Raw genomic sequence first — 22,154 nt, 5'->3', positions numbered from 1 at the left:
CCTCTTCTCGGTTCCAACAAAACCACTTTGGCACACTCGATGCCGTCGGGTGGGGGCATCCACCGCATCAGTTCAAACCACATGGACCGGCCTTCGCGGGTGCCGACTGTGGCCGGGTCGCCAAGGGGGACGGAGGGCAGAAGGCTCAGGACGCCTTCGTACTGCTCGATGATGACGGACGGCTGGCTGACGCCTTCCAAGCGGAAGAGGCCGATCTGGGCGAGGCGGGTGTAGAGGTTGGGCAGGATGTTGATGGCCTGCGTCATCTTGGCCAGCGAATAGCCGCCAGCGTCGAAGGGATTGCGGACGAGGGTCATGGTGGGGCTCCGGGGGAATGAGGGAGATCAGACGCCGTCGCGGGCGATGATGCCTGCGGCGGCCAGTTGGCCGATCTTGGTGGTGATCTTGGCCCCGTCATTGACGGTAGCGTCGTAGGCGAGACTCGAAGCCACAGCCGTGGACGCGAAGGTGTGGCGCAGGTCGTGGATGCGGACGTCCTATACCCTGGCGCGGGCACGGACGCGCTGCCAGAAGGGTTGCAGATCACTCAGGGGCTTGCCGGGCACGGTAGACGCGTTCGGCGCTTCACGTTCTGACGTCGCCCGGTCCGGACTTCACACGGCTGATTTTCCATGAAGCCGGATCAGAAGTCCGTCTCGACGTAGACCCCAGCTCACGGTAGTAGGCCACGGGCGTAGTAGGCTGACGGGCGTGAGCAGTGGCGGTGGCGGGTGGCCGGCGTAGACGGCGTCCAGGCCGACGATGTGCCGCGCCATCTGCGCCTGTCAGCCAGAAGAGTATGCTCATTGATCGGTCTCTCTGCGGAGCCTGTATCATGCTGGGAGCGGATGGATAGTGGGTTCCGGCCCTAGTTGCGAATGATTTGCACTTGTAACCTGCCAGAAGACCGCTATCTCTATATGCGATTCATTCGCAATTGTGGCCGGGCATGACCGGCAACATGGGGAACGCGGCAGATGCAGAGAATGGTGGCGGGGCTTGGCGCTGCGGTGGCGGCCATGGCGCTGATGACAGGCATGGCCATGGCCGAGGCGGAAAGGATGAAGGTGGTGACCACCTTCACCGTGCTGGCCGACATGGCTGCGCATGTGGCGGGCGATGCGGCGGATGTGGTGTCGATCACCAAGCCGGGGGCCGAGGTGCATGGCTACGAGCCAACCCCGCAAGACATTGTGCGTGCCCATGATGCCGATCTGATCCTGTGGAACGGGATGAATCTGGAACTGTGGTTCGAACAGTTTCTGGGGAATCTGGGCGACATTCCTTCGGTCACATTGAGCGACGGGATCGCGCCGATGCCGATCACCGCCGGGGCCTATGAAGGCAAGCCCAATCCCCATGCCTGGATGGGCCTCGACAGTGCCTTGATCTATATCGACAACATCGCGGCGGCCTTCGCGGCCCATGATCCGGCCAATGCCGCAATCTATGCAGGCAATGCCGAAACCTACAAGGCGCAGTTGCGGGCCGTGCTTGAGCCCCTGAAAGCTGAGATTGCCGCAATTCCAGAAGCCCGGCGCTGGCTGGTGACCTGCGAAGGTGCCTTCCCCTATCTGGCCCGTGACCTGGGATTGCGTGAACTGTACCTGTGGCCCATGAATTCCGATCAGATGGGAACCCCGCAACAGGTGCGCAGCGTGATTGACGGGGTACGCGCGCATGACATTCCCGCGGTGTTCTGCGAAAGCACGGTGAACAGCGCCCCGGCTGAACAGATCGCGCGGGAAACCGGTGCGGCTTTTGGTGGGGTGCTGTATGTGGACAGCCTGTCTGAACCCGATGGCCCGGTGCCGACCTATCTTGATCTGTTGCGCGTCACGACGGAAACCGTTGTCAGTGGCCTGACTTCGGCCCCCAACTGAGCGGCCGCTGCGGCCAGAAGGCAAATGATGATGCATGACGCCAGCCCCTCTTCCCCCATGCCAGACCGGGCAGAGGGTGCAGGGATCACCGCCCGCGACGTCACGGTGACCTATCGCAATGGCCATACCGCGCTGCAGGGTGCCAGCTTTGCCCTGCCCACCGGCACAATCACTGCTTTGGTCGGGGTCAATGGTGCCGGGAAATCGACGCTGTTCAAGGCAATCATGGGGTTTGTCCCGCTGGCCCGGGGCGAGATCCGGCTTCTGGGCCTGACAGTGCAACAGGCCTTGCGTCGCAATCTGGTGGCCTATGTGCCGCAAAGCGAAGAGGTGGACTGGTCTTTCCCCGTGCTGGTCGAAGATGTGGTGATGATGGGCCGCTATGGCCATATGGGCTTTTTCCGCCGGCCCCGCGCAAGTGATCGTCAAGCGGTGGATGCGGCGCTGGCGCGGGTGAACATGCTGGATTTCCGGCACCGCCAGATTGGCGAGTTGTCTGGCGGGCAGAAGAAACGGGTTTTTCTGGCGCGGGCGCTGGCGCAGGAAAGCCGGGTGATCCTGCTGGACGAACCCTTTACGGGCGTTGATGTAAAGACCGAAGATCAGATCATCGCGCTGCTGCGGGGCTTGCGCGATGAAGGCCGGGTGATGCTTGTTTCAACCCACAACCTTGGGTCGGTGCCCGAATTCTGCGACCGGGTGGTGCTGGTCAAGGGCACAGTGCTGGCCCATGGTCCGACCGAGGCCATCTTTACCCGCGACAATCTGGCCGCGGCCTTTGGCGGGGTCTTGCGTCAGTTCACTCTTGCCGGGGCGGACCTGCATGATGATGCCGATGGCCGGGCCGTGACGATCCTGAGCGATGATGAACGCCCGCTGGTGCATTACGGTGATCGCACCCGCACCCGGGATGGCGCGACATGACCCTGCTTCTGGAACCCTTCGCCTATGGCTACATGATCAATGCCATGTGGGTCTCGGCGCTGGTTGGCGGGGTCTGCGCCTTTCTGTCCAGCTATCTGATGCTGAAGGGCTGGTCACTGATCGGGGATGCGCTGTCACATTCCGTGGTGCCGGGGGTGGCGGGGGCCTATCTTCTGGGCCTGCCTTTCGCGCTTGGCGCCTTTCTGTCGGGCGGGCTGGCGGCGGCGGCGATGCTGTTCCTGTCTGACCGATCGGGGCTGAAGCCCGATGTGGTGATCGGGCTGATCTTCACCTCGTTCTTCGGTCTGGGGCTGTTCATGGTGTCGGTCAATCCGATGGCGGTTTCGGTGCAGACGATCACCATGGGCAATATTCTGGCCATTACCCCCGGCGATACGCTGCAATTGGCGATCATTGGCGGGGTCACGCTCCTGGTACTGCTGGCGAAATGGAAAGACCTGATGGTGGTCTTTTTCGACGAGGCCCATGCAAGGTCCATCGGGTTGCGGCCCGGCCTGTTGAAAGCGGTGTTCTTCACGTTGCTTTCGGCCTCGGTCGTGGCTGCGATGCAGACGGTGGGGGCCTTTCTGGTGATTGCCATGGTGGTCACGCCGGGTGCCACGGCCTATCTGTTGACTGACCGTTTCCCCAGGTTGATCGCATTGTCGGTGGGGATCGGCACAGTGACCAGTCTGTCGGGTGCCTATCTCAGCTTTTTCCTGAACGGGGCGACGGGCGGTATCATCGTGCTGCTGCAGACGCTGGTGTTTCTGGCAGCCTTTGTCTGGGCTCCGCAGCATGGGTTGCTGGCGGCGCGCGCCCGTGCCCGGGCAGGACTGAAGGATGCCCCGGCACAGGACGGGGGGGCGGCATGATCGAACAATTGCTGCTGCCGCTGCAATTCGGCTTCATGCAGAATGCATTGCTGATTGCCGTGATCGTCTCGGTTCCGACGGCGTTGCTGTCCTGCTTTCTGGTGCTGAAGGGCTGGGCGCTGATGGGCGATGCGGTCAGCCATGCGGTGCTGCCGGGCGTGGTGATTGCCCATATCCTTGGGGCGCCCCTGATCCTTGGGGCCTTTCTGGCAGGAATGGTCACGGCTTTGGTGACCGGCTTTCTGGCCGATAACAGCCGGGTAAAGCGCGATACGGTCATGGGTGTCGTATTTTCCGGCATGTTCGGCCTTGGCATCGTGCTGTTCACCGCCATTCCGACCGATCTGCATCTGGATCACATCCTGTTTGGCAACATGCTGGGCGTGGGCGCGCAGGATCTGCAGACGGCCTTCTGGATCGCCTTGCCGGTTTCGGCCCTGCTGGTGTTGCGCTGGAAAGACCTGATGCTTCATGCCTTCGACCCGGCTCAGGCGCGGGTGGCGGGCCTGCCTGTCGGGCTGATGCATTACGGGCTGCTGACCATCCTGTCGCTGACCATCGTCGCCACGCTGACCGCGACAGGCCTGATCCTGGCCGTAGGCCTGCTGATTGCGCCGGGTGCCATCGCGTTTCTACTGGTCCGCAGTTTCGGCTGGATGCTGGTGGTATCGGTGCTGGTCTGCATGGGGGCGATGCTGGCAGGGTGTTATGCCAGCTTCTTTCTGGACAGCGCGCCTGCACCGACCATCGTGCTGATCCTGACGGCCATTTTTGTACTGGCCTTTCTGCGCAGAAGCCTGCAGCAGCGTCGCGCAGCCTGACATTCGGATGAAAGCCCGCAGGCATGCCTTGGATCGTGGCCCGGCCGGTTCAGCGCGAGGGGACACACCGACCGACCGGATCGCACAGCAGGGCCAGGTGGCCCCGCCTTTCGGCGTCTGAAACCGGGGTTACAGGACGACGAAATCGTTGACCGACAGCGCCGTGACGCCCTGCAGTTGGGCGATGAATTCGGCCTCGGCAAAATCGCCATTGCCATCTGCATCGAACCAGAGCCGGCCATTGTCGGTTTCAAACAGGAAGGTCGCTTCGGCACTGCGGGCCACCGGGTTGGCCCCGGTCACCAGACGCACCTCGGCTCCCGGAAGGAAAGTCCACTGGAACGAGGCCAAAACCAGCTTGTCGCTGCCGCGGGTGAAATCGGTGATGATGTCACCGGCGTTTCCGCGCGAGCCGAAGTCGAACAGGAAGTGATCGGCCCCTGCACCACCGGTCAGCCAGTCATCACCGGCCCCGCCCACCAGCGTATCATTGCCGGCCCGCCCATTCAGGATATCATCGCCAAAGCTGCCTTGCAGTTCTTCACCCTTGGCGGAGCCCAGCATTTCATCGTCCTGGAAGCCGCCGACATAGACTTCGAAATTCTCCAGACGCAGACCCTTGGCCGATCCGTCATTTCGGTTCTGATTGGCCAGATCAAGCACGACAGAGGCGATCCCTGCGCTGATGGTGACCGTATCGCGGCCAGAACCGCCATCCATCACATCGGTGCCGGTTGCGTCGGTGCGTGACATACTGTCATCCCCCGCGCCGCCAAACAGCCGGTCATTGCCCGCGCCATCGCTGAGAATGTCATTGCCTGCGCCACCGGTCAGCGTGTCATTGCCGCCAAATCCGTTCAGCTGATCCGCCAGCTTGCCGCCAGTGACCTTGTCATTGCCGCTGCCGCCGTTGAAGCTGAGCTGTTCAAAACCGGAAACCGAGGTATCGGCATCAATGCGCTGCACGGTTTTTGCCGCGATGTTCAGCGTGATGTTGTTGGTCGCCTGCGTGACGTTCAGGAACAGGTAGTCGCTGCCCGAACCACCTGTTGCCGTGGCCCCCAGCCCCGCATTGACCACGTCATTCCCCGAACCGGCATCCAGAATGTCACCGACATCGGTTCCGAAGAAGCTCGCGCCACCGGTCAGCGTGTCGTTCCCGGCCCCGCCACGCAGGGTATCGGTCCCGGCTCCGGCTGTCAGTAAGTCATTTCCGCCAAGGCCCTCAATGCTATCATCGCCTTCGCCGCCATTCAGGTTGTCGATCAGGTTTCCACCCGCAAAGATGTCATCACCGCTGCCGCCGGATAGTGTCAGGCGTTCAAAGCCGCTGACCTTGATATTGCCTGCCAGCAGGCTACGGGTCGTGGCCAGGCGGAAAACCAGATCGTCGGTTTCGCGCGACAGATCCAGACTAAGGTGATCTTCACCCGTTCCGCCCTTCGCATCAAACGTGCCCGTCGTGCCCCAGCTGCGGGTCACGCTGTCATTCCCCGCGCCCATGTCGATGATGTAATTGCCCGCTTCATTGCTAAAGCTGTCACTGACATAGGCCATGTCGTCGCCCGCGCCGCCGAACAATTCGTTGGTGCCGCCCTGGTCGTTCAGGTTGTCGTTGCCATCGCCACCGATCAGCGTGTCGTCGCCGCGCCCGCCATTCAGGTAATCGTCCCCCGCCTTGCCATCCAGCCGGTCATTGCCATCATCACCCGACAGATTGTCATAGTTGTTGGCAGTCCCGATCAGGGTGTCATTGCCTGCCCCGCCATTTGCGCTGAGCTGCTGCAACTGACCCACCGATGCGATGCGGTCATTGCCAGACCCGAAAGAGATGCTGACCGTCTCGATCCCGCGCAGCACCGTGCCGCCGGTCACCTTGCCTGACAGGCCGGTGACCGACAGCGTCTGATTGATGGTTTCGCCAAAGAAAGACAGCTGAAGCTGATCCCGCCCTGCGCCACCATCCAGCACATTGCCGCCACCCGTGCCGTTGACGTTGAGGAAGTCATCGCCTGCGCCGCCATACAGCGTATCGCGACCCGCCCCGCCGTTCAGCGTGTCATTGCCCGCGCCTGCGGTGATCTTGTCATTGCCCGATCCGGTGGTCAGCCGGTCATTGCCGCCAAGCGTCTTGTACACAAAGTTCGCCGTGCCGCTGCCGTTCAGTTCATAATGTTCGAACCCTGTAACGGTGGTGCCGCCTGCCAGCCTGATCACGCTGCCAGGTGCCTTGGCCGTGAAGCTTGCGGTCAGACTGTCCAGGATCAGCGTGTCCGATCCAGTGCCGCCGCGCAGTGTATCGCGGCCTTCGTTATAGGTGATACGGACGCGGTCATTGCCATTGCCTGCATCCAGAAGATCATTGCCGACGTAATCCTGCAGGAAATCATCGCCATCACGGCCGCGCAGCACATCATTGCCCGCGCCGCCGGTCATGTTGTCGGTGAACTGGCCACCATTGAGCAGGTCATTGCCTTCGCCACCGTCATAAAGGGCGGTGAAACTGCCATTCAGCGTGTCATTGCCCGCGCCGCCATAGAGTTGCGAATACCCTTCATCGCCATCCAGAACGTCGTCGCCACCTTCACCGTTCAGCAGGTCATTGCCCTTGCCGCCGCGAAGCGTGTCATTGCCATCCCCGCCGCCAACGGAATCGTTGCCACCGCCGCCATCCAGCCGGTCATTGCCCTCATTGCCGCGCAGCCAGTCGTTGAACATGCCGCCGGTCATGCGGTCATTGGCGGTGGTGCCGGTGATGTCGAACTGGTCGATCCAGCGGATGCGGATATTGCCGGTCAGGGTCTGCTGGGTGATCCAGTCGCCAATCGCCAGAGTGACGGCAGAGCTGCGCAGGCTGTAGTTCAGGGTCAAATTGTCCAGACCCGATCCGCCATCCAGCACATCACCCGCGAAATCGGTGAAACTGGTGCTGACCACAGTGAAAAAATCGTTGCCCGACCCGCCGTTCATCGTATCGGCACCGGGGCCGCCATACAGGAAATCGCTGCCAGACCCGCCTTCGATCAGATCATTTCCGGCATCTCCGTTCAGAACGTCGCCCTGTTGATCGCCGCGCAGGGTGTCATTCCCTTCACCGCCGTTCAGATTGTCGAAGGCAAAGCCCCCATTGGCGCGATCATTCCCGCCAGCCATCACCGCCTGATCTGAGTCGGCTGTGCCGTTGAAGGTTTCGTTCCTGTCGTCACCCGTGAAAAATGCCATTTCGCCCACCGTTGTCAAAATTGAATGGGCGCATCATAGACTAAACCTTTTGCATAGACCCATCACCTGTTTGGGTGAGGCTGCCATTTTTGCAACGCAGGCGTTTTGGAGCTGCGGTGACCTTGCGGAAGCTTGATCCGTTGCGGGCTTTGCCTATCCTTGCACCAGCCATGCCTGATAATGCGCCAAAATCCGTTCGTTCCGAACCCGCCCGATCAACCGGCCGCAGGGCGAGACCTGCGCCGCTGCTGCTGCTGGTGATGGCGCTGGGCGCCATCGTGCTGACGGCAGGCGTGGTCGTCCTGCTGCGGCTGTCTCTGCCGCAACTCACGCCGTTGCCGGTTTTGCGGCAGGATGGCGTATTGGCCCTGCAAGACGGGCCTTCCGGTCTGGGCTGGAGCCTTGCCGCCCCGACAGCGCCAAAGGGCGAAGCCATTGTCCTGCAGCCCGATTTGTTCATCGAAGACCCCGACATGCTGGAAAGCACGGCGGCCCGGACAGCTTTCATCACGGCACAGACCCGGATTGCGGCGATGCTGGCGCAGGCGGGAAATGAAGAATTGCTGTTGACGGGGCCAGGCGGGGAGAGCCACAAGGTTGCCGTCCTGCCTCAGACGCCACTCTCCGCCTTGCCGGGGGTGTTCTGGGTGCAGTTGCTGGCCGGATCCTCAACACTGATCGTGGCTGCCGTCCTGCTGCTGCTGCGTCCGGGCGGAGCCGATCAGGGCGCGGGTCGGCAGGGTTTGGCGGGGTTCGGCCTTGCAGGGCTGGGGGTTGCAGGGTCGGCCTTTTCTGCAGCGATCTATTCCACGCGCAGCCTGTTCATCCCGCCGGATTTGCTGGAATGGCTGACATTGGTGAACCAGCTTGGAACCTTCGGGTTCGGTGTCGGGATGATCTGGCTTTTCTCGCAATATCCGCGCCGCCTGATGCCACTCTGGCCGGTTTTCGCGCTGGCGGGTTTCAGCGTGTTGTACGAAATGGCGGGGCGCAGCGGGCTGGTGGATTACGAACTGGTGCGGGTGCAGACCCTTGTCGGGGTGATGTTCCTGTTGATCCTTGCGCTGGTGGCCGCGCAGCACCGCGCCACCCGGGGCAGGCCAGCAGACCGGGCGGCTCTGCTCTGGCTTGGCCTGTCGGTCATTCTGGGTTCGGGCATTTTCGTGCTGCTGGTTGCGCTGCCTGCCGCGTTGGATCGCCCCGCCCTGATGTCGCAGGGCATGGCCTTCATCCCATTGGCCGCCATCTATATCGGCACGGCGCTGGCATTGGCGCGCTGGCGTTTGTTCGATCTGGATCGCTGGGCGCTGCGGCTGTTCCTGTATCTGGGGGTCGTCGCGCTGATCGCGGCGGTGGATGCGCTGCTCTTGCTGCTGGTCAGCCTGTCGACGCCGGTTTCGCTGGTGTCCAGCATGGCGCTGGTCGGGTTGATCTACCTGCCGCTGCGCGATCGGGTGATCGACCGGTGGCTGGCGCGGCGGCAGCCCGATCTGGCGACCTTGCATGCCGGTGCGGTTAGCGTCGCGCTGCAACTGGATTCCCCGGCCCGCACGGCCGCATGGCGGGCGCTGATGCAGCGGCTGTTCCGTCCGTTGGAAATCTCAACCCTGTCCGTTGATACGCCCGTAGGCCCTGCGCTGGAGGAAGAAGGCCTTGCCCTGCTGGTGCCGGGCCCTGCCGGGGCCGCTCCGCTGCGTCTGACATGGGCTGAAACCGGGCGGCGGCTGTTCGATCAGGGCGATCTGCGGCTGGTGCGACAATTGGCCGATCTGGCGGCCACCACCGCACAGGACCGGGCGGCGCTGGAAACCGCGCTGGCCAGCGAACGCCGCCGCATCGCCCGCGATCTGCATGATGATGTGGGATCGCGGCTGCTGTCGTCACTGCACAGCCGGGACGAGGATCAGCGCAAGGATTTCCTGATCGAGGCGCTGGCCGATCTGCGCCAGATTGCCACCGGTCTTGCGGGGCGCGAGGTCACGCTCTCTGCCCTTCTGGGGGAGATGCGTGCCGAAAGCCGAACCCGGGCCGAGGCGCTGGGGCGTCGGCTGGTCTGGCCCGCCGGCCGCGCCGATGATGCCGAGCATCTGGTGCTGCCCTATGACCTCTTGCGCAACTTCACCGCGCTTCACCGCGAGGCGCTCAGCAATGCCCTGCACCATGGAGGCGACGGCCCGATCGAAGTGGCGACAGATTGGGATGGGGCACGGCTGACCCATCGGCTGACGAACCCGCAGGGCACAGCTTCGCCCCGGCCCGCCACAAACCGGGGGCAGGGGCTTGCCAATATGGCGGCACGGGTGGCGGCCATGGGCGGCAGCCTTACCTCGGGCCCCGATGCCGGGCGTTTTATCGTGATGGCAGATCTGCCCTTGCCCCTGCCTGATATGGGCGGCGCGGGCGCAACGGCCAACCGGCTGGCTTCGGCATCTTGATATGGGCAAGCAGAGTTCAGAGATGGAAATGAAGGCATGTTGACGCCCCCGATCCCCAGACCTAGCAGCACCAGCGCGCAAAGCCAGCGGATTCTGGTGATCGAAGACAATCGTGAAACCCGGCAGTGGATTGCAGAAACCCTGCTGGCCACATTGCCGGGCCGGGTTATCGCACAGGCGGCGACCTGCGCCGAGGCGCGCGAAACCTTGTTTGGCCCCGCAGCGCAGCCACCCGGGCTGGTGCTGGTCGATCTCGATCTGCCGGATGGTCGTGGCATCGATCTGATCCGCGAAATCCGGCAAGCCCGGCCAGAGACGCTGGCCATCGTGATCACCATCTTCGAAGACGATCAGTCGGTTTTCGATGCGCTGGCCGCCGGGGCGGATGGCTATATCCTGAAAGGGGTGCGCAGCGAAGCGCTGGCCGATCAGTTCCGCCGCATCGAACAGGGCGAACCTGCGATCTCGCCACGCATTGCCCAGCGGTTGATGGCCCATTTCCGCAACATGCCACCGGTCATCGCGCATAAGGAGGGGCAGATGGTGGCCTTGACGGCGCGCGAGCAAGAGGTGCTGCGCCTGATCGCGCGTGGTCTGACCATGGTGGAAATTGCCGCCGCCCTTGGCATTTCGCAAAACACCTGCGCCACCCATACCAAGGCCATTTATCGCAAGCTCGATATTTCCAGCCGGGCGCAGGCGGCACTTGCGGCCGAACGGCGCGGGCTGGTGTGATCAGATCAGCAGCAGCGCCGCCAGCACGATGGCCAGCAGGAACAGTGTTTCGGTGACGATCATCACGGCCGCCGCCGGACCGACGGTCAGCAGTGCAGGCAGATGGGTTCGCAGGCCAACGGCCGCCACCGCCATCAGCAGGCTGGCCCGGATCATCGGGTCCAGCGCGGCGCGCAGCATTTCCGGCACCAGACCCAACGAATTGGCCCCTGCCAGCAGCAGGAAGGCCAGCACGAAGCCCGGCATCAGTGGCGGGCGCGGCCCGTCCTGCGGGCTGCTGCGCCGCAGGATCACCGCGCCGATCACCACCACCGGGGCCAGCAGCATGACCCGGAACAGCTTGAACAGGGTGGACAGATCCCCCACTTCGGGCGAGACGGAAAATCCGGCCCCCACCACCTGCGCAACGTCATGGATCGTGGCGCCCAACAGCAGGCCTGTTGCCGCCTCGGGCAGGGCCAGACGGGCGGCCAGGATCGGATAGAGGATCATCGCCAGAGTGGACATGACAGTGACCGCAATGACGGTGAAGGCAATGTCCCGCTCGCGCCGCGCATCCTGTGGCAGCAGGGCGCCGATCGCCATGGCCGCCGAAGCCCCGCAAATCGCCACGGAACCGCCGGTCAGAAACCCGAAGCGACCCGGCTGGTCCAGCAGCCGCGCCAGCACAAGACCGAAGCCGATGGTCAGCGGCACCGCCAGCGCCACGATGGCCAGCGGCCCCGGGCCAAGGCCGATCAGCGTATCGGTGCTGACGCGGATGCCCAGCAGAGCCACGCCCAGCCGCAGCACATGCCGCGCCGTCAGTGCAATGCCGGGCGCCGACCGCGGCTCTTCGCCCAGAAAGTTCAGCGCAAGCCCGATCAGGATCGCCATCAGCATCGCCGGTGCGCCATAGTGATCGGCCAGAAACTGCGCCGACAATGCCACCACAGCCGCGATTGCGATGCCGGGGAAATACTGGCGAAAGGCGGTCTGCAAACTGATCATCCGGGCACATATCCGTTCTGGGGCGGGGGGCAGCGATGCCGCCCTTTGCCCTGCCTATCGCCCGGATTGCCGACCCCTGCGCGCCTGTCTGCACCGCGGGCTGGCCTGCCCGCGACAGATGCGCCCCGCACAGGCCGATCAGGTCAGCCGCACGATCCGCACATCATTGCCCTTGGCCGTCAGCGCGATTTCACCATCGCACAGGCGCAGGGCATCGACGCCAAAGGCCTCCAGCCGCCAGCCCTGCAAGGCGGGCACATCGCGTTCGCCCGCCGCGATCTGGTCCAGTTCCGCCGCCGAGGCGATCAGTTTGGCCGCCACGCCCAGACTTTCGGATTTGGCCTTCAGCAGCACCCGCAGCAGATCGGCCAGCGCCGGGTTCACCTGCAGCTGTTCCCGCGCCAGATCGGGTTTGGGCATGTCTTCGGGCTTCATCTCCAGCCCCGCCTTCACGGCGGCGATGATGCCATCGGCGATGTCACCCTTGCGGCCTTCGCGCAGCAGCAGGCGCGATTTGCCCAACTCTTCGTGATTGGTAGGCCGGGTCGAGGCCACCTCCAGCAGCGCATCATCCTTCATGACACGCGACCGGGGCACATTGTTCTTCTGTGCATATTCCTCGCGGAACTGGGCCAGAGTTTTCACCAGCGCCAGAAACCGCCCCGATGTGGTGCGGGTTTTCACGCGCATCCAGGCTTCGGCCGGGCGGATCGTATAGGTTTCCGGGTCGGTCAGGATTGTCAGCTCTTCGGCCACCCAGGCCTCGCGCCCGGATTTGGCGATCTGTTTCGACAGGCTTTCATAGACGGCGCGCAGATGGGTCACATCGGCCAGCGCATATTCCTTTTGCGCGTCCGACAGAGGGCGGCGCGACCAGTCGGTAAAGCGGCTGGTCTTGTCCAGACTGGCCTTGGCGATTTTCTTTACCAGCGTTTCATAGCCGACCTGTTCACCATAGCCGCAGACCATTGCGGCGACCTGCGTGTCAAACAATGGCGCAGGGAAAACCCCGCCTTCGACAAAGAAGATTTCCAGATCCTGCCGCGCGGCGTGGAACACCTTTACCGTGCCTTCGTGGCGGAACAGATCGTAAAGCGGTTCCAGGCTCATGCCATCGCCTTCGATCGGGTCCACCAGAACCGCATCACCCGCCTTGCCGGGCAGTGCCATCTGGATCAGGCACAGCTTTGACCAGTAGGTGCGCTCGCGCAGGAATTCGGTGTCGATGGTGACATAGGGTTCCGACTTGGCGGCTGCACAGAAGGCGGCCAGGTCGTCGGTCGTGGTGATGGTGCGCATCCGGCGTCTTTCGCTTGGGCATACGGGGGTATCCCGCCCTTTCCGCTATAGGCGCGGCAGGGCGGGATGCAAACCCTTTTTGGCCGGTTTTGGCCCCAATAGGCGCGCGAATGGCCGCAATCAGGCCAGTTCGGCCAGATCGGCGGCGTTGAACCCGCCAACCGCACGGCCGGCGCGCACTGCCTGAACCCAATCGGGATGCGAGATCAGGGCCCGGCCCACGGCGATCAGATCGAATTCGTCGCGCTCCATCCGGGCGGTCAGCCGGTCAAGCGGGCTGGCTTCGGCCCCCTGTCCGGCGAAGGCAGCAAGAAACTCTCCCGACAGGCCGACAGAACCGACCGAGATCGTGGGCTTGCCGGTGATCTTGCGGGCCCAGCCAGCGAAGTTCAAACCTTCCGTGCCGTCGATTTCGGGGAATTCCGCATCCCAGAAGCGGCGCTGTGAACAATGGAAGATATCAACGCCTGCATCCGACAAGGGGCCAAGCCAGGCCTCCATCTCTGCCGGGGTTTCGGCAAGGCGGGCGGCGTAATCCTGCTGCTTCCATTGGCTAAGCCGCAGGATCACAGGGAAATCCGGGCCGACAGCGGCACGCACCGCCTTGACCACCTCGACCGCAAAGCGAGACCGGTCGGCGATGGTCGGGCCACCCCAGGCATCGCTGCGCAGATTGGTTCCGGCCCAGAAGAACTGATCAATCAGATAGCCATGCGCGCCATGGATTTCGGCCACATCAAACCCCAGCCGTTGCGCATCAGCGGCGGCGCGGGCAAAGGCGGCGATGGTCGCGGCAATATCGTCTTCGGTCATGGTCACGCCGCGCGGCTTGCCGGGGGCCAGCAGGCCCGAGGGGCTTTCCACCGGGGCTTCGGGCTTCCAGTCGCCAGCCTTGGTCGATCCGGTATGCCAGATCTGCGGGCCCATCTTGGCCCCTGCACCATGAACCGCATCGACGACAGATTTCCAGCCCGCCAGCGCGGCATCGCCGTGAAAGAACGGGATATTGGGCAGATTGCGCGAGGCCGGGCGGTCGACCACCGTGCCTTCCGACAGGATCAGGCCCACGCCGCCTTCGGCACGGCGGCGGTAGTATTCGGCATTGGCCGGCCCGGGGATGCCAGCCGGGGCCATATCGCGGGTCATTGGCGCCATGACGACGCGGTTCTTCAGGGTCAGGCCCTTATATGTGAAAGGGCGGAACAGGGCATCGGTCGCAGACATTGCGGACTCCATTTTCATTTCGGTCTTATAGGTATAATCTGGAAACCTGGTGTCAATCAGGCACCTGAAACTCACCAGGTCACCCCGAGGTAACCGCATGGACGCGCCCGCCTATTCCTGTTCGCCCGCGCAATTTGCGCAAAGCTGCCCATCGCGCGAACTGTTCGATCAGATCGCCGACAAATGGTCGATGATGGTGCTGGCGGTTCTGGCGCCGGGGCCGCAGCGGTTCAACACGCTGAAGCGGCAACTGGAAGGCGTGTCGCAGAAATCGCTGACCCAGACCCTGCGGCGGCTGGAGCGCAACGGGCTGATCACCCGCCGGGTTCTGGCCACATCGCCTGTGGCGGTGGAATACGGGCTGAGCAGTCTGGGCGAGACGCTGTTGCCGCCCCTGATGGCCCTTTATCGATGGACCAAGGCGAACATGGCCGAGGTCGAGGTGGCAAGGGCGGTGTTTGACGGGCGCGCCTAGGGGTGAATGGCCCTAGTCTGCAAATCCTGCGCGCGCCAGCACCAGCGGGTCATAGGCCGGGGCCGTGGCGCGGCGGCGGTCGGGTTCGGGGGCGGCAAGCGCCGTTGCTGGGGCAAGTTTGCCTGCCGCTTCATGCGCCAGTTGCTGATAGACCCGCGTGCCCTGCCGCTTCCAGGCGATTTCATCGGCTGACAGGGCGCGGATCACCTTGGCGGGCGCCCCCACCGCAAGGCTGCCCGGCGGGATCTGCGCCCCCGCCTTCACAAAGGCCATGGCCGTGATGATGGCGTTTTCGCCGACCACCGCCTCGTCCATCACCACGGCATTCATGCCCACCAGCACATTGCGCCCGATATGGCAGCCATGCAGCACCGCGCCATGGCCGATATGACCTTCGGGTTCGATCACCACATCCTTGCCGGGAAAGGCATGGATCACGCAGGTTTCCTGCACATTGCAGCCCGGATGCAGCGTGATGCGCCCGAAATCCCCGCGCAGCACCGCGCCGGGGCCGACATAGCACAGCGCGCCGATGATCACGTCCCCGATCACCACCGCCTCGGGGTGGACAAAGGCGGCGGGGTCGATCACGGGGATGATGCCATCCCAGGCGTAGACGCGGGCCATGGATCAGACCGGGGTCTGATCGGAGGGCGGCCAGACCTTGGCCACCATGGTCAGCACGTCATATTGCGCGACCACCTCACCCCTCTGGTTGGTGACCTGGCTGTCCCACCGCACTTCGCCATGATCGGCACTGGCGCGCGGGTTGATCTCTTTGCAGGTCAGCCGCACCTGCAGCGTATCGCCGAAATAGACCGGGGTCAGGAAGCGCAGATTGTCCACCCCGTAATTGGCCAGAACCGGGCCCGGATCGGGATCGACGAACAGGCCCGCGGCAAAGCTGGCGATCAGATAGCCATGCGCGACGCGGTCGGTGAAGAACGGGTTCGCTCGGGCGGCTTCGGTATCCATATGGGCATAGAAGGTATCGCCGGTGAATTGCGCGAAATGTTCCACATCTGCCTGTGTCACCTGCCGGGTGGCGCTGACAAGCTGATCGCCGATCTGCAGTTCGGCCAGCGATTTGCGGAACGGGTGAATATCCTGCGATACCGGCGCCCCGTCGATCCAGCGCCCGGTGACGGCTGACAGCAGGCGCGGGCTGCCCTGAACTGCCGTGCGCTGCATGTAATGCTTCACGCCGCGCATGCCGCCCATTTCCTCGCCGCCGCCCGCGCGCCCGGGTCCGCCATGAACCAGCGCCGCCAAAGGCGAGCCATGTCCGGTGGAGCTTTTGGCCGAGGCGCGGTTGCCGATCAGCACCCGGCCATGGAAAGGTGCCGCCCCCAGAACGACGCGTTCGGCCACGCCCGGATCATCGGTAAAGACCGAAGATACCAGCGATCCCTTGCCCATCTGGGCCAGGGTAATCGCCTCGTCCAGATCATCATAGGGCATGACGGTCGAAACAGGGCCGAAGGCTTCCACATCATGCACGGCCTGTGCGGCAAAGGGGCGGTCGCAATACAGCAACACGGGGTTCAGGAAGGCCCCGCGTTCGGCATCGCCCGACGTCAGCCGGATATCATCGGGGTTGCCCGCGACGATTTCGGCATCGGCCTGCAGGTCGCGGATGCGGGCGCGCACTTCGTTGCGCTGATCATGGCTGGCCAGCGGGCCCATGCGCGTGCCTTCATCGCCCGGCAGACCCAGTGCCGTCTTGCCCAGCCGGTCGCCCAAGGCAGCCACCAGCGCCTGCACATGGGCGCGCGGCGCAATCACCCGGCGGATGGCGGTGCATTTCTGCCCGGCCTTTGCCGTCATCTCACGGGTGATTTCCTTGACGAACAGATCGAATTCCGGTGTGCCCGGCGCGGCATCGGGGCCAAGGATCGTGGCGTTCAGGCTGTCGGCCTCCATGGTGAAGCGCACGGAATGGGCCACCACGGCGGGATGCGATTTCAGCTTGCGCCCGGTGGCCGCCGATCCGGTGAACGTGACGGCATCCTGCCCGGTGACATGGTCCAGCATGTCGCCCACCGATCCGCAGATCAGTTGCAGCGCCCCTTCCGGCAGAAGGCCGGTTTCGATGATGCGACGCACGCAAAGCTCGGTCAGATAGGCGGTCTGGCTGGCCGGTTTCACCACACAGGGCACACCAGCCAGCAGGGTTGGGGCGATCTTTTCCAGCATCCCCCAGATGGGGAAGTTGAAGGCATTGATATGCACCGCCACACCCTGCAGCGGCGACAGGATATGCTGGGCTGCAAAACTGCCATCCTTGGCCAAGACCTCCACCTCGCCATCGGTCAGCACGCGGGTATTGGGCAATTCGCGCCGGGCCTTTGACGCAAAGGTCAGCAGGGTGCCGATACCGCCTTCGATATCGATCCAGCCATCGGCACGGGTGGCGCCGGTATGCAGGCTTTCGGCATAGAAGGCCTCTTTCTGCTCCATCAGTTTCAGACCAAGCGCCTTGAGCATCCCGGCGCGGTCGTGGAATGACATGGCGCGCAGCCGGGGGCCGGCCAAACGGCGGCCATGATCCAGAACGGCGGCAAAATCGATCCCGGTGGAATCGATCCGGGCAACAGGTGCGCCGGTGGCGGCATCCTGCAGGGTCTGGCCTGCGCCGGAACCGGGGGTCCAGCTTCCGCAGACATAGCTTTCAAGACGACGCGGTGCGGCGGTCATGGGGTGTCCTTCCTGATCCTTGAAGGCGGGGCCGGTGCAGCGGCCCCCGCCAGTCGTCAAAGCCCGAGCGCGGCCCGGTGTTCGCTGACCAGTGCCTGCCAGCGAGCCAGCAGCTGTTCATTGGGCAGGCGGCGCAAGCCGAATTTCTTCAACGTGTCGAACCGGGCCGAACCGGCCACACCGAACCCGGCCGCAACGCGCGGCTGCCAATAGGCCAGCGCCTCGAGTGCCTCGGCCCTGCCTTCGGGCGTTGCAGCCAGACGTTCCAGCCCTTCCAGCCCCAGTTCGGCATGGCGGGCCTCGCGCGGGGCGATTTCGCGGAACACTTCGGCCAGCGGGCCATAGGATATGCGGGTGAGTTCGGTCATCTGCACCCCGGTCGCAAGGCCCTGCAACACGTTCATCACCACGGCATCGGCCCAGCCGATGATCGGGTAATGAAAAACCGAAAGCCGCATGTCGCCCGACTGCCGTGCCGTGCCCAGATCGGCATCCCGTGCCACCCGCGCGGCCCAGTCGTGATGCGCCTGATAGCGGGCGGCATCGGTGCCAAAGCTTTCCATCACCGCCAGCACCCGTTCGGCATGATCGGCCTTTTCCAGCGTGATGCGGCTGGCGGCGATGCGTTCCTTGATGCCGGGGGCGTGGTTGATCGCCCCGGCAAACCCGGCCGAGGCTGCCAGTTCGCTATCCACGAAAGACCCCATCAGCCGCATCAATTCGCCCCGGTAGCGGGCCGGCACATTGCCCGGTGCCGTCAGCACGCCGCCCTGCGCCAGATAGTCTTCGATGTTCATGGTCTCGGTCATGGCGCCCTCATTCATCATAGGTGACGACCACGCGGTCGCTCAGCGGTTGGGCCTGACAGGACAGGACATAGCCCGCCCGCACTTCGTAATCTTCCAGCGCATGGTTCACGGCCATTTCCACCTCGCCCTCCAGCACCTTGCAGCGGCAGGTGGAGCAGACCCCGGCCTTGCAGGAATAGGGTGCATCCAGACGGGCGGCGAGCGCGGCTTCAAGGATGGTCTGGCCCTGACGCGGCATTTCAAAGCTGCGAGTCGCGCCATCCAGCGTGACTGTGGCCTGCGTGCCCGCACCCGGCGGCACCGCCTGAACCGAAACTGCCCGCGCCCGTGCGCGGCCCGGCTGGCCACTGGCGAACAGCTCGAACTTGATCTGCGCGTCAGACAGCCCGTGGTCGCGCAAGGCGGCGGCAATGGCCAGCATCATCGGTTCGGGCCCGCAGATGAAGGCGGTATCCACCGATTTCGGATCGATCCAGTGCTGGAACAGCGCCTGCATCTTGGTGGCATCAACGCGCCCGGTGAACAGGTCGATTTCCTGCCCTTCCTGTTCCAGCACATGAATGACCGAGAACCGGCCCAGATGAAGGTTCTTCAGATCCTCCAGTTCCTCGCGGAACATGATCGTGCTGATCTGGCGATTGGCATAGACCAGCGTGAAACGGCTGAGGGGTTCCTGCGCCAGCACGGTCTTGATGATCGACAACAACGGCGTGATGCCCGATCCACCCGCAAAGCCCAGATAGTGCCTGTCCGCCGCCGGATCGATCGGGGTAAAGAACTTGCCCATTGGCGGCATCGCCTCGATCGTATCGCCGGGGGCCAGGTTTTCATTGGCCCAGGTGCTGAAGGCGCCCCCGTCCACCCGCTTTATGCCGACGCGCAGCACGCCTTCATCCTTGCCGGCGCAGATGGAATAGCTGCGGCGCAATTCCTCGCCATCGAAGTCGCGGCGGAAGGTCAGGTATTGGCCCTGGGTGAAATCGAACAGCGCGCGGTCTTCGGCGCGCGGGGCCAGGGTGACGACCACGGCGTCGCGGGTTTCGCGGCGCACATCGGTCACTTGCAGCGGATGAAAGCGTGCCATGGGGTCTTGGTCCTATGCGGGCGCATGCTCAGATGCATTTGAAATAGTCGAAGGGTTCCAGACAGGCGGTGCAGCGCCAGCTGGCCTTGCAGGGCGTCGATCCGAACTGGCTGATCCGTTCGGTGGCGGTCGATCCGCAGCGCGGGCAGGCCACGACCAGATTGGAGCTGCCCGCCAGCCGCGCGATGCGGCCTGCGATCCGTCCGTCGGCGGCGGTGCCGTCGATGGGGGGGGCAATGCCGTATTGGCGCAGCTTTTCGCGGCCCTCGGCAGTCAACCAATCGGTGGTCCAGGGCGGGGAAAGCCGACGTTGCAGACGCAGCTTGTCGATGCCCCGGGCGCGCAGCGCCGTTTCGATGTCCAGATTGATGACCGTGGTGGCCGGGCAGCCGGAATAGGTGGGTGTCACGGTGACGACCAGCGTGTCGCCCTGCCATTCCACTCCGCGGATGATGCCGAGATCGGTCAGGCTGATCACCGGGATTTCGGGGTCCGGCACCTGCGACAGCCAGTGCCAGATCTCGGCCGGGTCAGGATGCGGCGCGGGCTGCATCGGGTTACCAGACGGCGCCGGGATAGGCGCGCTGCAGGAACTGCATCTCGGCCAGGATATAGCCCAGATGTTCCGTATGCACGCCGCGCTTGCCGCCCTTGTGGTGGAAGCCTTCGCCCGGATGGGCCAGCGTCGCCTCGGTCAGTACATGCGCCACCGTGTCATCCCATGCGGGTTTGAGGCTGGAGGGCAGGGGGGCGATGCCCGCATCTGCCATGGCCTGATCGGTTGCATCATCCATGAACATCTCGCCCGTGTAAGGCCAGAGCGATTTCAGCGCCTTGGCCATGCGGGCATGGCTTGCTTCGGTGCCGTCACCCAAAGCCACCACCAGATCGGCCGAACGCTCCAGATGATAGGCCACCTCTTTCGCGGCCTTGGCAGCGATGTCCGCGACACGCGGATCAGAGGAAGTCGCCAGCGCGCGCAGCAATTCCATGTGGTAGGCATCGAACAGGAATTGCCGCATGATGGTCTGGCCGAAATCCCCGTTCGGGCGTTCGACCAGCAGCACATTGCGGAAGGCCGCCGCGTCACGCAGATAGGCCAGCGTATCGGCACTGCCGCCCTTGGCTTCAACCTCGGCGGCAAGGCCCAACCAAAGCTGACACTGGCCGATCAGGTCCAGCGCCTGATTGGCGAGCGCAATGTCTTCTTCCAGCACGGGGGAATGGCCGCACCACTCCGAAACGCGATGGCCCAGGATCAGGGCATTGTCGCCGACCCGCTGCAGCCATTCGCAGAACGCGGCCTGATTGACGCTGCCTGCCATCACATATGCCCCACTTCCGGCGGAATGTCGAAAAAGGTCGGATGGCGATAGACCTTGCTGTTCGACGGCTCGAACAGCGGGCCCTTGTCCGACGGGCTGGAGGCGGTGATGGCATTCGACGGCACGACCCAGATCGACACGCCTTCATTGCGGCGGGTATAGACGTCGCGCGCATTGCGGATGGCCATTTCGGCATCTGGCGCATGCAGGCTGCCGACATGGCGATGGTTCAGGCCGTGCTGGCCGCGGATGAAGATTTCCCACAGGGGCCATTCGCTGGACATGGTGTCCTCCCGGTAAATGTCTGGCTGAAAAGGGCCGGGGCAACCCGGCCCCGGATCATTCGGCGGCCAGGCGCGCGGCGGCGCGGCGGTCGGCCTGTTTTCTGGCATGGGCCATCAGCCCGTCGCGGAACCATGCGCCATCTTCCCAGGCCTTGACGCGCGCGCCCAGCCGTTCCTCGTTGCAGGGGCCATTTCCGGCGATCACGGCGAAGAATTCGCTCCAGTCCGGTTCGCTGAAATCATACCCGCCCTTCTCGGCGTTCCATTTCAGGTTCGGGTCGGGGATTGTCAGCCCCAGATATTCGGCCTGCGGCACCGTCTGATCGACGAATTTCTGGCGCAATTCGTCATTCGTGTTGATCTTGATCTTCCACGCCATTGATTGTGCCGAATGCACGCTGTCCCTGTCTGACGGGCCGAACATCATCAGCGCCGGATACCAGAAGCGGTTCAGCGCATCCTGCGCCATGTCCTTCTGTGCCTGCGTTCCTTGCAGGCACATCTTCAGCAAGATGTCGTAGCCCTGCCGCTGGTGAAAGCTTTCCTCCTTGCAGATGCGGATCATGGCGCGGCTGTAGGGGCCATAGCTGGTGCGTTGCAGCGGCACCTGGTTCATGATCGCCGCGCCATCCACCAGCCAGCCGACAGCGCCGATATCGGCCCAGTTCAGCGTGGGATAGTTGAAGATCGACGAATATTTCATGTTGCCGCTGTGCAGCTTCTCCAGCAACTCGTCGCGGCTGACGCCCAGTGTTTCGGCGGCGCTGTAGAGGTAAAGCCCATGGCCCGCCTCGTCCTGCACCTTGGCCAGCAGGATTGCCTTGCGCTCCAATGTGGGGGCGCGGGTGATCCAGTTGCCTTCGGGCAACTGACCCACGATTTCGGAATGGGCGTGCTGGCCGATCTGACGGATCAGTGTCTTGCGATAGCCTTCGGGCATCCATTCCTTCGGCTCGATCTTCTCGCCCCGGTCAATGCGTTCCTGAAAGGCGATCTCTTCGGCGGTCATCTCCTCGCGGGGTTTGGCCCCTTCGGATTTCACAAGCTGTGCATACATGGCTGGCTTCCCTGT

Annotated in this window: 20 protein-coding genes; 7 read left to right on the top strand and 13 right to left on the bottom strand. The window is 63.7% G+C overall.

Annotation, left to right across the window (positions count from 1 at the left end; translation table 11 throughout):
* Positions 1 to 317: major capsid protein (locus tag V6590_RS19365; RefSeq protein WP_335425352.1), on the bottom strand; the 317-nt coding region annotated here is incomplete at its 3' end.
* A 669-nt stretch (positions 318 to 986) separates the two neighbouring features.
* Between V6590_RS19365 and V6590_RS19360 the strand changes: the two genes are divergently transcribed.
* Genes V6590_RS19360 through V6590_RS19345 form a run of 4 tightly spaced genes read left to right on the top strand, consistent with a single transcriptional unit; the run spans position 987 to position 4,503 of the window.
* Positions 987 to 1,883: a metal ABC transporter substrate-binding protein gene (locus tag V6590_RS19360; RefSeq protein ID WP_434063295.1), complete on the top strand. Its 897-nt coding sequence runs from the start codon at positions 987 to 989 to the stop codon at positions 1,881 to 1,883.
* Between the two features lie 30 nt (positions 1,884 to 1,913).
* Positions 1,914 to 2,807: a manganese/iron ABC transporter ATP-binding protein gene (locus V6590_RS19355; protein ID WP_434063294.1), complete on the top strand. Its 894-nt coding sequence runs from the start codon at positions 1,914 to 1,916 to the stop codon at positions 2,805 to 2,807.
* A complete protein-coding gene (locus V6590_RS19350) occupies positions 2,804 to 3,682 on the top strand; it encodes a metal ABC transporter permease (RefSeq protein ID WP_335425350.1) in 879 nt (292 codons plus the stop codon). The genes V6590_RS19355 and V6590_RS19350 overlap by 4 nt, the downstream gene beginning before the upstream one ends.
* Entirely contained in the window at positions 3,679 to 4,503 is an 825-nt protein-coding gene (locus tag V6590_RS19345) for a metal ABC transporter permease (protein WP_335425349.1), read from the top strand. The genes V6590_RS19350 and V6590_RS19345 overlap by 4 nt, the downstream gene beginning before the upstream one ends.
* A gap of 129 nt (positions 4,504 to 4,632) precedes the next feature.
* Here the strand turns inward: V6590_RS19345 and V6590_RS19340 are convergent, their stop codons facing one another.
* Complete coding sequence (locus tag V6590_RS19340) at positions 4,633 to 7,725, bottom strand: M10 family metallopeptidase C-terminal domain-containing protein (RefSeq protein WP_335425348.1); 3,093 nt, start codon at positions 7,723 to 7,725, stop codon at positions 4,633 to 4,635.
* 170 nt (positions 7,726 to 7,895) lie between these two features.
* Here V6590_RS19340 and V6590_RS19335 point away from each other — a divergent pair, with 170 nt between their 5' ends.
* On the top strand, positions 7,896 to 10,160 hold the full coding sequence (locus V6590_RS19335) for a sensor histidine kinase (protein WP_335425347.1): 2,265 nt from the start codon (positions 7,896 to 7,898) through the stop codon (positions 10,158 to 10,160).
* Between the two features lie 36 nt (positions 10,161 to 10,196).
* Positions 10,197 to 10,895, top strand: a complete 699-nt coding sequence (locus V6590_RS19330; protein WP_335425346.1) for a response regulator — start codon at positions 10,197 to 10,199, stop codon at positions 10,893 to 10,895.
* Here the strand turns inward: V6590_RS19330 and V6590_RS19325 are convergent, their stop codons facing one another.
* The 3 genes from V6590_RS19325 to V6590_RS19315 form a co-directional block, all read right to left on the bottom strand.
* Positions 10,896 to 11,885, bottom strand: a complete 990-nt coding sequence (locus V6590_RS19325; protein ID WP_335425345.1) for a YeiH family protein — start codon at positions 11,883 to 11,885, stop codon at positions 10,896 to 10,898. It lies immediately after the preceding gene.
* 138 nt (positions 11,886 to 12,023) lie between these two features.
* Positions 12,024 to 13,184 (bottom strand): ribonuclease D, encoded by a 1,161-nt coding sequence (rnd, locus tag V6590_RS19320; RefSeq protein ID WP_335425344.1) that lies wholly within the window; start codon positions 13,182 to 13,184, stop codon positions 12,024 to 12,026.
* Positions 13,185 to 13,304: 120 nt separating this feature from the next.
* Positions 13,305 to 14,408: an NADH:flavin oxidoreductase gene (locus tag V6590_RS19315; RefSeq protein WP_335425343.1), complete on the bottom strand. Its 1,104-nt coding sequence runs from the start codon at positions 14,406 to 14,408 to the stop codon at positions 13,305 to 13,307.
* Positions 14,409 to 14,505: 97 nt separating this feature from the next.
* Here V6590_RS19315 and V6590_RS19310 point away from each other — a divergent pair, with 97 nt between their 5' ends.
* Positions 14,506 to 14,883: a winged helix-turn-helix transcriptional regulator gene (locus tag V6590_RS19310; protein WP_335425342.1), complete on the top strand. Its 378-nt coding sequence runs from the start codon at positions 14,506 to 14,508 to the stop codon at positions 14,881 to 14,883.
* Between the two features lie 12 nt (positions 14,884 to 14,895).
* On the opposite strand, the gene V6590_RS19305 is transcribed toward V6590_RS19310, so the two are convergent.
* Genes V6590_RS19305 through paaA form a run of 8 tightly spaced genes read right to left on the bottom strand, consistent with a single transcriptional unit; the run spans position 14,896 to position 22,139 of the window.
* Positions 14,896 to 15,510 (bottom strand): acyltransferase, encoded by a 615-nt coding sequence (locus V6590_RS19305; protein WP_335425341.1) that lies wholly within the window; start codon positions 15,508 to 15,510, stop codon positions 14,896 to 14,898.
* Positions 15,511 to 15,513: 3 nt separating this feature from the next.
* Positions 15,514 to 17,580 (bottom strand): phenylacetic acid degradation bifunctional protein PaaZ, encoded by a 2,067-nt coding sequence (gene paaZ, locus V6590_RS19300; RefSeq protein WP_335425340.1) that lies wholly within the window; start codon positions 17,578 to 17,580, stop codon positions 15,514 to 15,516.
* A 56-nt stretch (positions 17,581 to 17,636) separates the two neighbouring features.
* Positions 17,637 to 18,389 carry a Phenylacetic acid catabolic protein gene (locus V6590_RS19295; RefSeq protein WP_335425339.1) on the bottom strand — a complete coding sequence of 251 codons (753 nt, stop codon included), beginning with the start codon at positions 18,387 to 18,389 and terminating at the stop codon, positions 17,637 to 17,639.
* 7 nt (positions 18,390 to 18,396) lie between these two features.
* The gene (gene paaE, locus V6590_RS19290; protein ID WP_335425338.1) at positions 18,397 to 19,473 is read right to left on the bottom strand and encodes a 1,2-phenylacetyl-CoA epoxidase subunit PaaE; all 1,077 of its coding nucleotides are present in this window, start codon (positions 19,471 to 19,473) and stop codon (positions 18,397 to 18,399) included.
* Between the two features lie 28 nt (positions 19,474 to 19,501).
* On the bottom strand, positions 19,502 to 20,026 hold the full coding sequence (gene paaD, locus V6590_RS19285; protein ID WP_335425337.1) for a 1,2-phenylacetyl-CoA epoxidase subunit PaaD: 525 nt from the start codon (positions 20,024 to 20,026) through the stop codon (positions 19,502 to 19,504).
* A 4-nt stretch (positions 20,027 to 20,030) separates the two neighbouring features.
* Complete coding sequence (gene paaC, locus V6590_RS19280) at positions 20,031 to 20,798, bottom strand: 1,2-phenylacetyl-CoA epoxidase subunit PaaC (RefSeq protein ID WP_335425336.1); 768 nt, start codon at positions 20,796 to 20,798, stop codon at positions 20,031 to 20,033.
* Complete coding sequence (paaB, locus tag V6590_RS19275) at positions 20,798 to 21,082, bottom strand: 1,2-phenylacetyl-CoA epoxidase subunit PaaB (RefSeq protein ID WP_335425335.1); 285 nt, start codon at positions 21,080 to 21,082, stop codon at positions 20,798 to 20,800. The genes paaC and paaB overlap by 1 nt, the downstream gene beginning before the upstream one ends.
* Before the next feature lie 55 nt (positions 21,083 to 21,137).
* Positions 21,138 to 22,139 (bottom strand): 1,2-phenylacetyl-CoA epoxidase subunit PaaA, encoded by a 1,002-nt coding sequence (paaA, locus tag V6590_RS19270; protein ID WP_335425334.1) that lies wholly within the window; start codon positions 22,137 to 22,139, stop codon positions 21,138 to 21,140.
* Positions 22,140 to 22,154 lie beyond the last annotated feature (15 nt).

This window comes from Gemmobacter denitrificans (assembly GCF_036964905.1).
GTDB lineage: Bacteria > Pseudomonadota > Alphaproteobacteria > Rhodobacterales > Rhodobacteraceae > Gemmobacter > Gemmobacter denitrificans.
Note: the sequence above shows the minus strand (reverse complement) of the source record. Positions and strands in the feature narration are given on the sequence as shown.